This window comes from Streptomyces sp. NPDC007917 (assembly GCF_042959105.1).
Classification (GTDB): domain Bacteria; phylum Actinomycetota; class Actinomycetes; order Streptomycetales; family Streptomycetaceae; genus Streptomyces.
Genome location: NZ_JBIBKK010000035.1, coordinates 1 through 11,824 on the forward strand (window position 1 = coordinate 1; position 11,824 = coordinate 11,824).

An 11,824-nucleotide genomic window follows, 5' to 3' on the forward strand; every position below is an offset into this window, starting at 1 on the left:
TCCGGTCCGATGCGGAGCAGTAGCCCGATGCTGGTGACTTCGCCGCTGTCGTCGACTCGCACGGGCACGGCCTCGACGTACAGGATCGGCATCTGCGCGCGTGCCTGTTCGAGGTTGTCGGGACTCAGCCAACCCGGTGTGGTTTCGGTCATGTCAGCCATTGCGTGATCGTACTTTCACCGCGCCCTGTTGTGCGTGCGCGCCGTATCCGGCTCTGTGGCGCCGTGGCGAGACAGTCCGCTGGGGGCCCATGGTAAGAAAAGTGTGCCAGGCGAGGCAGGGGAGTGCCGGGGGTGTGGTGTCGCCGGAGCAGACATCCGGCATCGCAGTATCTGGTGCTATGGGGGAGGCCTGGGGGCTTGACCCGGAATCTTGGACACGGGCTATGCGGCTTGGGCCAGGATAGTTGATGTTGTATCGAGTGCTGTCTCGTAGGTGACGGGACTGCGTTGTCGGAGGCTGGAGTGGCGGCGTCGGGTGTTGTAGCGGTGCAGCCAGCGGAACATGTCGAGGCGGGCTTCACGCTCGTCGGCCCAGGCACTGCGGCCCTGGAGAGTTTCCCTCTTGCATGTGGCGTTGAAGGACTCGGCAAGCGCGTTATGTCGGGTCCAGGCTCATCAGCGCCATGTAGATGCACTTGAGGGCGGCGGCCTCGTTGGGGAAGTGTCCGCGGGTGCGGACGGCCTTGCGCATGCAGGCGTTGACGCTCTCGATCTCGTTCGTGCTGCAGATGACCTTGCGTATATCGACGTCGAAGTGGATGGGGGGCGGGGGCTGCGTCCCAAATTGCGCCCGCGCGATGTCGCAGCCAATGAAGCTCAACGGTGGATTCGCCGCACCTCCGAGAGAGCCCACTCGGGCTTCGGGCGTACGAAGGGGAGCAGGTAGACGAGCACGAACCCGCCTACTGCTCCCACTCCGGTGGCCGGCCAAGCCCAGATGCGCCGCGTGTTGATCGCCGAGTCGCACGCCGCAACGCGAGCGTCCACAGCCCGCCCCGGCAGCCCGGCCTGGACGGCGTCATAGGTGACGGCGCTTTCCACGCCTGTGACGGCGGTCCCGCACTTCAGAGGGTCCCCCTCGCTCGCATCGACCTTCACTCCGAGCAGCAACCCGCATAGGCCGCTAAGGAAGAGGGCACCAGCGATGACGTACAGCACCGCGTAAACAGTGCCGTCAATCGTCCGTTCCTCGTTCCAGCCCAGGCGTCTTCTGCTTCCCATAGTTCCGTGCTTACCCCGCCGTGCGACCCGCTACGTCGTCGGCATGGCTGCACATGGTGGGCTCTGCGGCCTTTTCAATCTCGGTTTGAGTAGGTCAGTCCTTCTGTTCCCTGTCGGGTAACGCCTTGCTGGCGTGAAAACATGATCGCGGCGACGGCTCGCCGACTCCGTTGTCTCGTTGGGACTTGAGCCCGTAGGTCAGTCTGGTGCTGAGGCCGCTGCGAGCCTTGCCTTGTTGCCGTAGAGCACTGCGCGATCCTGTTGCCCATTTGCTGTTTGTGCTGGTCGGGGTGTTGATTGTTGCGGCAGGCTGGTCTGGTGGCCGGTCTTTCTCGATCCGGTCACGGAGCGGGAGGGGCCCGTGTCGATGGAGCCGCGGTCGTGGCCGGAGCCGGCGCCGGAGGTGGCACGGGTGGTGCGGGCGAAGTACCCGGGACGTCAGGCGCTGTTGCCGGTCGCGGTGTGAACCGCCCCGGGTTCGACAGAGATCTGGGTGAGCTCGTGCCGCAAGATCGGTATTTCCGCGTTCTTGGCCGCAGAGGAGCGGGACAGCAGGACCAGCCATGCGAAGATCCGTGTGGCGATCAGGTAGACAACTCGTGCCAGCACAAGGATTGATCATGCTGGGCGGACGGGCGCGCCATGGCGTTTCCCTCGGTCAGGCAGGTGAAGCCATTCTGGAGCGCTACGGGTTTCTCAGACGCGTCCGGGTCCGCCTCTTCGCACAGCGCCGAGTTGAGTGCGGTCGAGGCCGGCCTCGGTGAACTTCTGTGCCACCACGCGCAGTACGCGGGCCATGGCCTGGGCGGGCGGGGTCGCGGGGCGGGTCGCGGCGCGGGCGAGCAGGATGCGGCGGGTGGGAGCGGGCACGTCGGAGCCGAAGGGCAGCAGGCGGACGTCGCTGCGGCGGCTGGTGAGGGCGAGTCGGGGGGCGAGGGCGATCCCGAGACCGGCCGCGACCATGGCCTGTGCCTCCTGGTAGTCGTGCGAGGCATAGGCGATACGCGGCTCGAACCCGGCCCGGCGGCAACTGCGGCGCAGAACGTCGGCGACGGGATGGTTGTCGGCGCGGATGATCCACTCCTGATCGGCGAGGTCGCCGAGGCGCAGCGCCGGGCGGGTGCGCAGCGGGGAGTCGGCGGGCACTACCAGCACGGTCGGGTCGTCGAGAAAGTGAGTGACGGCGAGGGCGTCGTCGTCGACGCGGTTCCACTCGTAGTCCCACAGCAGCGCCTGCTCGACCTCGCCCGTGTGCAACATCTCGCGCAACTGGTCGAGGACTCCGGCACGTACCACGATCCGCACGCCGGGGTGACGGTGGCTGAACCGGGTGAGGGCGAGCGGCAGCAGTGAGGCGCTGGCCGTGGGGAAGGAGCCGAGCCTGAGAGTGCCCTGGTCGAGGTCGGCGAAGGACTCCAAATCGGCCTCGGCTGCGCCCAGTTCGCGGCGGATGACCCGGCCCCGCTCGGCCAGGGCGGCGCCCGCGGGGGTGGTGCGGATGCCGCGCGGCAGCCGTTCGATCAAGGGCTGTCCGGCCTCCCGTTCCAGCAGGGACATCTGCTGGGAAGCGGCGGAGGTGGTCATTCCCATAGCCTCCGCGGCGGCGGTGAGCGAGCCGCGCTCGGCGGCCTCGGTGAGCAGCAGCAGACGGCGCACGTTCAGCATGCGAAGACTTTAGCTGAGCTAAACCGTACTGAAGGAATCTGTCATTGTGCCCAAGTCACGCGTCTGCGAAGGTCGTCGCATTCGCCGAGCGGTTCACCGGATCGCGACACGCCCGTAACCGTCCGCCCGGCGCTCTCCCTCCCCATGAGACACAGGAAGAGCCCGAAGCCGTGCACACTCCCGCGACCCTGGTACGTGGCGGCACCAGCAAGTGCTGGTTGTTCAGCCAGGTCCATGTCCCCACCGACCGCAGCGAGTTGGAGAAGCTGCTGGTCGCCGCCTATGGCTCCACCGATCCGGTGGAGCTGGACGGGGTGGGCGGAGCGACACCGACCACCTCCAAGGCCGCCGTCGTCGGCGTCTCACCCGAGCCCGGCGTGGATGTCGACTACCTCTTCGCGCAGGTCGGCATCGGCACCGGCACGGTGGAGTGGACCAGCAACTGCGGCAACTGCGCCACCGGCATCGCCCTGTACGCAGTAGCGAAGGGGCTGGTGCCCGTCATCGGTGACCGCACCCGCGTGGTGATGCGGAACAGCAACACCGGCGCGCTGCTGGAAGGCGTGGTGGACACCACGGGCGGCGTGGTGCACGAGTTCGGCGACCAGACCGTGCCGGGCACCCGGGCCGGCGGCGTGGCGGTCGGCCTCACCTTCCTCCGCCCGGCCGGCGGCACGACGGGCTCGCTGCTGCCCACAGGGCGGGCGGCCGAAGAACTGAGGCTCGGCATCGCGGCGCCGCAGCGGGTGAGCATGGTGGACGCGGGCGCTCCCGTGGTTCTCGTGGACGCGCTCGGCGCCGGTCGCACCGGCGCCGAGACCCCGGACCAGATGCGCGCCGACGTGCCGTGGCTGCGCGCGGTCCGGCACGCGGCCGCACCGCTGATGGGACTCCTCGAGCCGGGGCAAGAGCCCGGCGACGCGGTACCCAAGGTGGGCCTGATCGGCCCCCCGGTGCCGTACACCACCACCCTGGGCGAACCCGTCGCCGCCGAGGACTACGACGTCTCGGTGCGCATGCTCACCATGAACGCCCCCCACCCGGCGATCGGTCTCACCTCCGCCGTCGCCGTCGCGGCCGCGGCCCTGCTGGAGGACTCCGTGGTCTCCCGGGCCGCCGCCGCAGAGCGCGGCGAATGGCTGCGCCTGGGCACCCCCGCCGGTGTCGTGGCGGTCCGCTGCTCGGACGCCCGCGACCGCGTCCCGGAGCGGGTCACCGTGCAGCGGGCCGCCCGGCTGCTCGCCGACGCACGCATCTACGTACCGGAACGGGGAGCACGCAAGGCTTCCTGACCGGGACGCATCTCACCTCGGGCGGCCGGTCCCCAGCCGTCCACACCGGGGTAGCCTCGCGCCCTCGGGGCGCGCACTCCCGTCCCCTTCTGCACCAAGGAACAAAGATGTCTCCTGAAGTGATCTCCATAGGCACGCTGCTGGTGATGTTCGTGATCGGCACCGTACTGCCGATCAACCTGGGCATTCTTGCCTTCGTCGCGACCTTCGCGGTCGGCACTGCCTCGCTCGGCCTCACCGAGGACGAGATCTTCGAAGGCTTTCCGGTGAAGCTGTTCGTCACGATCGTGGGGGTCACGTATCTGTTCTCCGTCGCCCGCCGCAACGGCACCATCGACCTGCTCGTCGCGGCCGGCGTGCGGCTGGTGCGCGGGAAGGTCGCACTCATCCCCTGGGTGCTGTTCCTGGTCGCCGCCCTGCTGACGGCGTTCGGCACGTTCACCCCGGCCGCCGTCGCGATCCTCGCGCCGATCGGCATGAACTTCGCCCACCGCTACAAGCTGAACCCGCTGGTCGTCGGCATGCTGGTGATCAGCGGCGGCCACGCGGGCGCGTTCTCCCCGCTCGCCGTCTCCGGTGCGCTGGTCCTCGGCCTGGTCGACAAGACTGGACTGCACGTGTCTCCCGTCGCGCTGTTCACCGCCAGCTTCGTGATCAACCTGGTGCTGTCACTGCTCACCTACGCGCTGCTGGCCAAGCGTCCTGTTCCTCTGGCCGAAAGAGACGAGGCGACCGGAGACGACGAGGATCTCGCCGCCTCCGGCAGGCCCGACTGGCGGCAGTGGCTGACCCTGGGCTGCCTGCTCGCCCTCGTCGTCGGGGCGCTCGGCTTCCGGCTGGAGATCGGCTTCCTGGCCCTGGTCGCGGGAGCCCTCCTGGCCCTGGTGGACATGAAGCGACAGGAGAAGGCGGTCGACGGCATCAGCTGGTCCACGCTGCTGCTGGTCGCAGGCATGATGACGTACATCGCGATGCTCGAGAAGGCCGGCATCATCGAGGAGATCTCCGAGCACGCCGCGGGCCTGGGCGCCCCGATCGTCGTAGCCCTGCTGCTGTGCTTCACCGTGGCCATCACCTCGGCGTTCGCCTCGTCCACCGCGATCCTCACGGCGATCGTCCCCATCGCCGTGCCACTGCTGCTCTCCAGCCACCTCAACGCAGCCGGGCTGATCGCCGCCCTGGCGGTGTCCACCACGATCGTCGACACCTCCCCCTTCTCCACGAATGGTGCCCTGGTCCTGGCCAACGCCCGTGGCGTCGACGCCCGCCGCTTCTACCGCCAAGTCATCAGCTACACCGGCGGCATCGTCGCCCTCGGCCCCGTCGTCGCCTGGGGTGCCCTGGTCCTGCCCTGGTCATAGAGCACAGGACGGCGACGAAACGCCGGCCGGCCGCTCGGCGCGATGATCGCGCCGAGCGGGTCTCTACGCCTGTCGGCGGACCTGCTGGATGGCCAGTTGACCGGGCAGTTGGTCGACCGGGCCCGCGCGGGCGGGCTCCAGTTGACCACGTCAGGACGGCTTCCCAGCCGGGTGGTGACAGGGTGGGGTCCTGGACTCTGGCTGCGAGGTCTTCGTCCTCGGCGATCCAGATCGGAGCGTGTCGTCGGGTGATCACGACCCTGGAGTTCAGGCAGATCGCCATCATCGCCGATGACATACGCTCCGGCTGGCTCACCACCCACGACGTCAACGTCCGCGACCTCAACTTCACCCGCTACCGCGAGGAGTGCCTGGGCGAAGGAAGAAGCCGAGCGGGAGGGCGGGGCTGACGATGGACGCATGAACGCCAGACCTGTCCGACGCGGTGACCTCGACGGTCTGTCAGCCTGCCAGCCGAGCTTTCCAAATTTCCTCGCTGGGCCATTGCTGGGCCCAGTCAGCGGGGACTTCTGCGTAGTCCCGGTCTGCGGGCTTGGGTGCCTGGACCTCAATCAGGTCTTCAACGACGAAGCCGGCGGACCGAAGCAGACGAAGCATCTCGCCGTGCGGCAGGATGAACTGCACGTGATTCCCCCACTCCAGCCGAGTCAGGCCAAATTGTCCGCGAGACAGAGTGGTGGATGCCGACCCTTCGGGCCGTACGCACAGCGCGAACAGCGGCGAGTAGCGCATGAACACCAGATGGCCTCCAGGAACGAGAAGTCGGGCCGCCTCTGGGATCCACTGATAGGGGTCGCACCACAACGAGGCGCCATACTCGCTGATCGCCAAGTCGAACGTGTTGTCGTCGTAGGGCACCTTCTCAGCCTTGCCCAGGACGAGGGGGAAGTCGATGCCGAATTCCGCCTGCATGGCGCGAGCAGTGGCGAGCTGCTTCTCCGATAGATCGATCCCGATCGGGTGGCCCCCTGCCCTGGCCAGCCAAGCGGATACGTAGGCAGTACCGCAGCCCAGCTCAATGGTGCGCATCCCGGCTATGTCGTGGGGAAGTACGGAGACCTGTGACTCAGGGGTGGCCCACAATCCCCAACGCGGTTCCGCCTGTGACCAGTGATCGCGGGCGAGCGGCTCGTGCCACGCAGCCGCCTCGTCATCCCAATAGCGTCGGTTCTGCTCCACGTGGTCCGCACGGCCGTCATGAGCAATCATGGAGGTATACGATCAAAGATGCTGATGCTCCGGCAAGCGACTTACGACCTCACCAGCCTCCGCCGAGAACGAGTGATTGGCACAAAGGTCGGGTCGCGGAGGCTACAGCAACCTGCACTCCAACATCGTCGAAGCGGACAGACCACCACCGTGACGCTGTGCGACCGAGCCACAAGAAGTGGCCTGGTGCTGCGCTGTCGGGGTGGCGGGAATTGAACCCACGGCTTCTTCGTCCCGAACGAAGAAGCCGTGGCCGCGTCTCGCCTGCCCGGTTCGGCGGTGGCTCCCTCGCCGGGCAAGTGCCCGTCTGCGCTGAGAGCAGTGAAAGCAACCCCTTCGCGGGCGAAGCCAACAGCGGTGCCACCTGGACCAACGACGTCAGCCACGGTGGCCTGGTCCGCAACTACCCCGACCAGACCATGACCATCGACCCCTGTAACCTGCGGCTCCTCTGCCAGAGCAAGTCCCCCATCACACCCGCGATCGCGATGTCGTGCGGTCCGCCGACGCGTAGATGAGCGGTTCAGGGCGTGGGCAACTCCACCCGCTGACTGAAACTCACCGCCTCGAGGAACCCCAGCCGCGTCGGCTGGGGTTCCTCTCTTTCGTGGACCTTCGTCGTGAGTACGGACCGAAGCACTACGACGGCAAGGGGGACCCACCCCTTACCGACCGTGTTGTCAGCCGAGCAAAGCGGCGACGTACGCCCCCTCGCGGACGAAGACGGGAATGCGCTCCAGCGGGGCGTCCACTTCGAGCGTCGTACCGCCCTCCACTCCGTGTCCGGTGACCGGGTCGAGCCAGCGCGCGCCGGACGGCAGATACACTCGGCGGGTCCGCGCGCCCGCCTCGTACACGGGCGCCACCAGTACATCGGGGCCGAGCAGGAACTCGTCGTCCACGTCCCAGGCGCGCTCGTCGTCCGGGAAGTCGAAGAACAGCGGGCGCATCGGCGGGGCGCCGGTGCGGTGGGCGGCCTCGGACAGCGTCCTCAGGTACGGGCGCAGACGCTCGCGCAGTATCAGGTGGTCGCGGAGGATGCCGTACGCCTGCTCCCCGTAGGACCAGACCTCGTTCGGCCCGCCCGTCATGTCTGCCGAGAACGTGGGGTAGTTGGGCTCCCGGTCCCCGTACAGCCGCATGACGGGGCTGAAGGTGCCGTACTGGAACCACCGGATCAGTAGCTCACGGTACGCGGGATCGTCCGGGTCGCCGCCGCCGAAGCCACCGATGTCGGTGTTCCACCAGGGGATGCCGCTCATCGCGACGTTCAGCCCGGCCCTGATCTGGCGTGCGAGGGAGTCGAAGGTGGTGGGGATGTCGCCGGACCACAGGGCGGCCCCGTACCTCAGCCATGGTGGGCGCCGCACCCGGCGGTGCCCCCGCCATCGATGTTCTCCTGGGGCCCTGGGCCGGGCTCAGGGCCCCGGGAGCGGGTTATCCGGCGGTCAGAGCGGTCCACTTCTGGTTGGCGCCGCCGTTGCAGTCCCACAGCTGGAGCTGCGTGCCGTCGGCCGTGGAGGAGCCCGGAACGTCCAGGCAGCGGCCGGAGGCTTGGTTGCGGTAGCCGCCGTTGTAGGGCTGCCAGACCTGGTTGGCGCCGCCGTGACAGGACCAGAGCTGCACCTTGGTGCCGTTGGCGGTGTTCCCGCCGGCGGCGTCGAGGCACTTGCCCATGGAGCGCAGGGTGCCGTCGGTGTAGGCGGACCAGAGCTGGTTGGCTTGGCCGCCGCAGCTCCAGATCTGGACGGCGGTCCCATCGGCGGTGCCGGCGCCGTTGACATCCAGGCACTTGCCGGCGATGCCGGACTCTACGCGTGCGGGGGCGGGGGCGGGGTTCTTCAGCCACCCGGCGCTGTCCGCGGCCTGGATGCCGCGGTGGAAGGCGTCGGCCATCTTCTGGTAGCCCGCGTCGTTGGGGTGCAGGGGGTCGGCCAGGTCGGCCGTGGTCAGGCTGCTCATGTCGACGTAGGCGACGTGTTTGCCCGCGGCCTGTGCGTCGCTGACGATTTGAGGGATGGCCCGGTTGTACGCGCCCCGCCACTGCTCCTCCGAGCTGCTGGTGGACACGACCAGGGAGGCGACGAGGACGGTTGCGTCGGGGACGTCGGCGGTGATCTGGTTGACCAGCGACCTCAGCCGGGCGATGGCGGTGTTGACCTCCGAGGCCCCTTGGAGGTCGTTGGTGCCGATGTGCAGCGTCACGACGTTGGGCCGGTAGCGGGTCAGCGAGGCATCGGCGAGTGCGGCGATCTGGTCGATGCGGTATCCGGAGTGGCCTTCGTTGTCGGGGTCGGACATCGAACCGCCGCGCAACGTACCCACGAAGTCCAGCGGATGGCCGTCCGCCGCAAGCTTGTTCCACAACGAGCTCCGGTAGCCGTTGCCCGTGCTGCTTCCCACGCCCCAGGTGATCGAGTCCCCCAACGGCATGACCCGCAAGGGCGTGTTGGAGGCGGCGGAGGCAGGGGTCACGCCTGCCGCCATCACCCCGAGTGCGGCAGCGACTAGCGAGATCAGGGGGCGAAGCCAAGACCTTCTCATGCAGGCGTCCTCTTCTGCGAGTGAGTGATGGAACAACGGGGCTGATCGCCGTTCGTGTCAGCGACTCGGCCGCTGTGCCCTTCCGTCGGGGTCGGCGGCCGCCTGACGCACTGGCAGAACGGCGTGGATGGGGAGCGTCTTGCGCTGTGAGCGTTGACAAAACCGAGCCTGCCCGGTGAATCCCTCTGTCCCGGCCCTCATGTACCGAGAGGGTCGGCCTGAACCGGCCTCACAAGCGCATCCGTATAGATACCACGATCCGGACCGGGACATCCCATGAATACCCAAGAAATCAGGGATCGGCGGCATGGGGCGCATCCGGTGCTGCTCGTGCCAAGTGCGCTGCATCTGCGGTCTGTTCGCCGCTCTCTCCCTCGCTGGTATCGGCTCGCGAACATCCTATGTCTGGTTGCGCGGGCCGCCGCCATCGCCCAGCGCCCGCTGTGCGAAGTCCGGGATCTCGGTGTACGGGACGGGAGGGACGCCGTGCGTGGTCATCGTCAGGCCGAGCACTCCGCCGCCGCGGGCCAGGGGATGGGCCGTGCCGGCCGGGCGTAACCGAGTTCGCGTGCCGCGATGAACACGCGCTGCCTGGTCGCCTCGGAGAGTCGTCCGGTGCCGTTGAGCGCGTTTGACACCGTGGCCGCGGACACCCGGCCCGTGCGGCCACGGCGCCGAGCGGGGGACGCCGCCGGACACGCCAGCTCTTCATGTGTACCTCAACAGCCCTGTGACTGCGCCTTGCGGCATGCCCTCCCCGTGCTTGGCCGGGGGAAGCCTTCGTGGCCGACTCCCTGTCCGACCTACATCAGTTGTGCGATAAATCGAACAGCGTTCGTGGGGTCGGGCAGAGATTAAGTGGGGGCAGCGGGACGCGTCAATACCTTCGGCATCCGTAGTCCATGGGAGCTGAAAGGCTGGTCAGGGGTGGCGAATATGCGCGCATGGCGTTCGAGGTCTCGGACTCCGTCGCTGCAAGGGCTTTGCGTGTTCCGCACCCGTCATGGCCCCGGAGGAGACCTGGGGCGAGGTGCTCCGCAAGGTACGGCAACCTCTGCCGGATTGACGGACGGTCGTGCGGCTCAGGTGAGGAGCGATGACGCCATACGTCAGAAACATGGGATGAATGGGTGAAACATCGAGGCTACTCCTGTCGGGCATGAGGGCCGATGCTCCCGAGAGTGCAGGCCATTTACGAGCCATTTCCGGCTGGCTGACATTGGACATGGGATGATTACCTCGCGGTAACCATTGACGAGGGCATGCCTGGTGTCTAGTGTCCCGGTGGCACTCCGAACAAGATTCACCAATCAAGCCTGTCGTGGGGAGTGCCGCCGGCCTCGAGACCACCATGATCCTGCCCCTGGTACCCCCCATCAGCAGTTCCAGCGGCCTGCGGTGTGAGGCGGGCGCGCCCGGTGGCTCTCGCTGTGATCCACAAAGGGCAACGCCAACCAGCGATTCCGGGATCAGCGGGGTCAGGCTCTGCCTCGGTGCCTGCGCCCCGGCGGGCCAGCCGCGCTCAGTGAAGGAGAGGCAGGCGATGGGCATGCTCAGGGCATGCAGGGTTCCGTGGTGGGGAGGGGGAAGCGAATGGGGGGTGCTCGCCGCGGTGACCGCCCTGATCGCGGCGCTTCTGGCCGGGTTGGGTGCCGTTGGGACGGCACAGGCGGCCACCGTGGATCCCGACGGCTGGTAGGTGTTGGTCAATCGAGGCAGCGGCAAGGCGCTCGACGTGTCCGGCGCGAGCACGGCCGATGGGGCGGGCCTTGCGCAGTGGACCCGCCATGACGGCGCCAACCAGCGGCTCCAGTTCGTGGACTCGGGCGGCGGCTACTACCGGTTGAAGGCGCAGCACTCCGGCAAGGTGCTGGACGTCCGCAACTACTCCGGCGCCGACCACGCGGACATCGTGCAGTGGAGCGACGCCAATGGCACCAACCAGCAGTTCCGGCTGGCCGACTCGCCGGACGGTTACGTGTGGCTGATCAACCGCAACAGCGGCAAGGCCGTCGAGGTGCAGAACGCCTCCACCGCGGACGGCGCCAAGGTCGTGCAGTTCACCGACTGGGTCGGGGCCAACCAGCAGTGGCAAGTCCGCGTCGGCAGCGGCACCGACGCGCTGCCGTCGACGTTCCGGTGGTCCTCCAGCGGCGTCCTCGCCGGTCCGAAGCCGGACGCCCAGCACCCCGACGTCGTGGCGATCAAGGATTTCTCCATCGTGCGGCACAACAACCAGTGGCTGACCCTCGCCACCACCGCCGGCTGCTTGACCTGTACCGGCCGCTGACGCTCACCTCGGGCACCAGCGCCAGCCCCAGCGCTCTCCGGCAATGGCCCATCAAGAGAATGACATCCGATGTATGGGATCCATTCTTGCCTGCTACCACTTGCTGCCGGTGCGGCGTGCTCATCTAGCTAGGTCATACCGCAACCGAGATGGTCAATGCTGCACGCCTCTAGACATCCGATCTATAGCCCAGCAAAGATGGTGTGCCCTCGGCGAATT

Annotated in this window: 12 protein-coding genes and 3 pseudogenes; 5 read left to right on the forward strand and 10 right to left on the reverse strand. The window is 67.8% G+C overall.

The window, feature by feature from the left end:
* The 6 genes and pseudogenes from ACFZDL_RS41375 to ACFZDL_RS41400 form a co-directional block, all read right to left on the reverse strand.
* Positions 1-161 (reverse strand): DUF4916 domain-containing protein (locus ACFZDL_RS41375; RefSeq protein WP_353592157.1); only part of this gene is annotated, 161 nt, incomplete at its 3' end.
* 222 nt (positions 162-383) lie between these two features.
* Positions 384-599 (reverse strand): annotated as a pseudogene (locus tag ACFZDL_RS41380) (integrase core domain-containing protein); the annotation flags it as partial.
* Position 600: 1 nt separating this feature from the next.
* Positions 601-768, reverse strand: a pseudogene (locus ACFZDL_RS41385) (transposase); the annotation flags it as partial.
* A gap of 50 nt (positions 769-818) precedes the next feature.
* Positions 819-1,223 (reverse strand): hypothetical protein, encoded by a 405-nt coding sequence (locus ACFZDL_RS41390; RefSeq protein WP_353595667.1) that lies wholly within the window; start codon positions 1,221-1,223, stop codon positions 819-821.
* A gap of 438 nt (positions 1,224-1,661) precedes the next feature.
* On the reverse strand, positions 1,662-1,832 hold the full coding sequence (locus ACFZDL_RS41395; protein WP_353595668.1) for a hypothetical protein: 171 nt from the start codon (positions 1,830-1,832) through the stop codon (positions 1,662-1,664).
* An 87-nt stretch (positions 1,833-1,919) separates the two neighbouring features.
* The gene (locus ACFZDL_RS41400) at positions 1,920-2,888 is read right to left on the reverse strand and encodes a LysR family transcriptional regulator (RefSeq protein WP_353595669.1); all 969 of its coding nucleotides are present in this window, start codon (positions 2,886-2,888) and stop codon (positions 1,920-1,922) included.
* A gap of 170 nt (positions 2,889-3,058) precedes the next feature.
* Here ACFZDL_RS41400 and ACFZDL_RS41405 point away from each other — a divergent pair, with 170 nt between their 5' ends.
* The 3 genes from ACFZDL_RS41405 to ACFZDL_RS41415 all read left to right on the forward strand — a co-directional run bounded on the left by ACFZDL_RS41405 (position 3,059) and on the right by ACFZDL_RS41415 (position 5,951).
* Positions 3,059-4,180: a PrpF domain-containing protein gene (locus tag ACFZDL_RS41405; protein WP_353595670.1), complete on the forward strand. Its 1,122-nt coding sequence runs from the start codon at positions 3,059-3,061 to the stop codon at positions 4,178-4,180.
* Between the two features lie 107 nt (positions 4,181-4,287).
* Positions 4,288-5,541, forward strand: coding sequence for an SLC13 family permease (locus ACFZDL_RS41410; RefSeq protein ID WP_353595671.1), 1,254 nt, complete (start codon positions 4,288-4,290; stop codon positions 5,539-5,541).
* Positions 5,542-5,789: 248 nt separating this feature from the next.
* Entirely contained in the window at positions 5,790-5,951 is a 162-nt protein-coding gene (locus ACFZDL_RS41415) for a hypothetical protein (protein WP_353595672.1), read from the forward strand.
* Between the two features lie 52 nt (positions 5,952-6,003).
* Here the strand turns inward: ACFZDL_RS41415 and ACFZDL_RS41420 are convergent, their stop codons facing one another.
* Positions 6,004-6,771 (reverse strand): class I SAM-dependent methyltransferase, encoded by a 768-nt coding sequence (locus ACFZDL_RS41420; RefSeq protein ID WP_353595673.1) that lies wholly within the window; start codon positions 6,769-6,771, stop codon positions 6,004-6,006.
* A 158-nt stretch (positions 6,772-6,929) separates the two neighbouring features.
* Between ACFZDL_RS41420 and ACFZDL_RS41425 the strand changes: the two genes are divergently transcribed.
* A complete protein-coding gene (locus tag ACFZDL_RS41425; protein WP_353595674.1) occupies positions 6,930-7,289 on the forward strand; it encodes a non-reducing end alpha-L-arabinofuranosidase family hydrolase in 360 nt (119 codons plus the stop codon).
* Between the two features lie 162 nt (positions 7,290-7,451).
* Here the strand turns inward: ACFZDL_RS41425 and ACFZDL_RS41430 are convergent.
* From ACFZDL_RS41430 to ACFZDL_RS41440, 3 genes and pseudogenes are all read right to left on the reverse strand, one after another.
* A pseudogene (locus tag ACFZDL_RS41430) lies at positions 7,452-8,120 on the reverse strand (TIM-barrel domain-containing protein); the annotation flags it as partial.
* Between the two features lie 88 nt (positions 8,121-8,208).
* Positions 8,209-9,315 carry a ricin-type beta-trefoil lectin domain protein gene (locus ACFZDL_RS41435; protein WP_353595675.1) on the reverse strand — a complete coding sequence of 369 codons (1,107 nt, stop codon included), beginning with the start codon at positions 9,313-9,315 and terminating at the stop codon, positions 8,209-8,211.
* Positions 9,316-9,815: 500 nt separating this feature from the next.
* Positions 9,816-9,968 carry a helix-turn-helix domain-containing protein gene (locus ACFZDL_RS41440; RefSeq protein WP_353595676.1) on the reverse strand — a complete coding sequence of 51 codons (153 nt, stop codon included), beginning with the start codon at positions 9,966-9,968 and terminating at the stop codon, positions 9,816-9,818.
* 1,046 nt (positions 9,969-11,014) lie between these two features.
* Between ACFZDL_RS41440 and ACFZDL_RS41445 the strand changes: the two genes are divergently transcribed.
* Positions 11,015-11,605 carry an RICIN domain-containing protein gene (locus ACFZDL_RS41445; RefSeq protein ID WP_353595677.1) on the forward strand — a complete coding sequence of 197 codons (591 nt, stop codon included), beginning with the start codon at positions 11,015-11,017 and terminating at the stop codon, positions 11,603-11,605.
* Positions 11,606-11,824 lie beyond the last annotated feature (219 nt).

Coding starts and splice junctions, on each gene's coding strand:
- ACFZDL_RS41435 (WP_353595675.1), bottom strand. CDS start 9,315: ATGAGAAGGTCTTGGCTTCGCCCCCTGATCTCGCTAGTCGCTGCCGCA.
- ACFZDL_RS41410 (WP_353595671.1), top strand. CDS start 4,288: ATGTCTCCTGAAGTGATCTCCATAGGCACGCTGCTGGTGATGTTCGTG.
- ACFZDL_RS41400 (WP_353595669.1), bottom strand. CDS start 2,888: ATGCTGAACGTGCGCCGTCTGCTGCTGCTCACCGAGGCCGCCGAGCGC.
- ACFZDL_RS41390 (WP_353595667.1), bottom strand. CDS start 1,223: ATGGGAAGCAGAAGACGCCTGGGCTGGAACGAGGAACGGACGATTGAC.
- ACFZDL_RS41420 (WP_353595673.1), bottom strand. CDS start 6,771: ATGATTGCTCATGACGGCCGTGCGGACCACGTGGAGCAGAACCGACGC.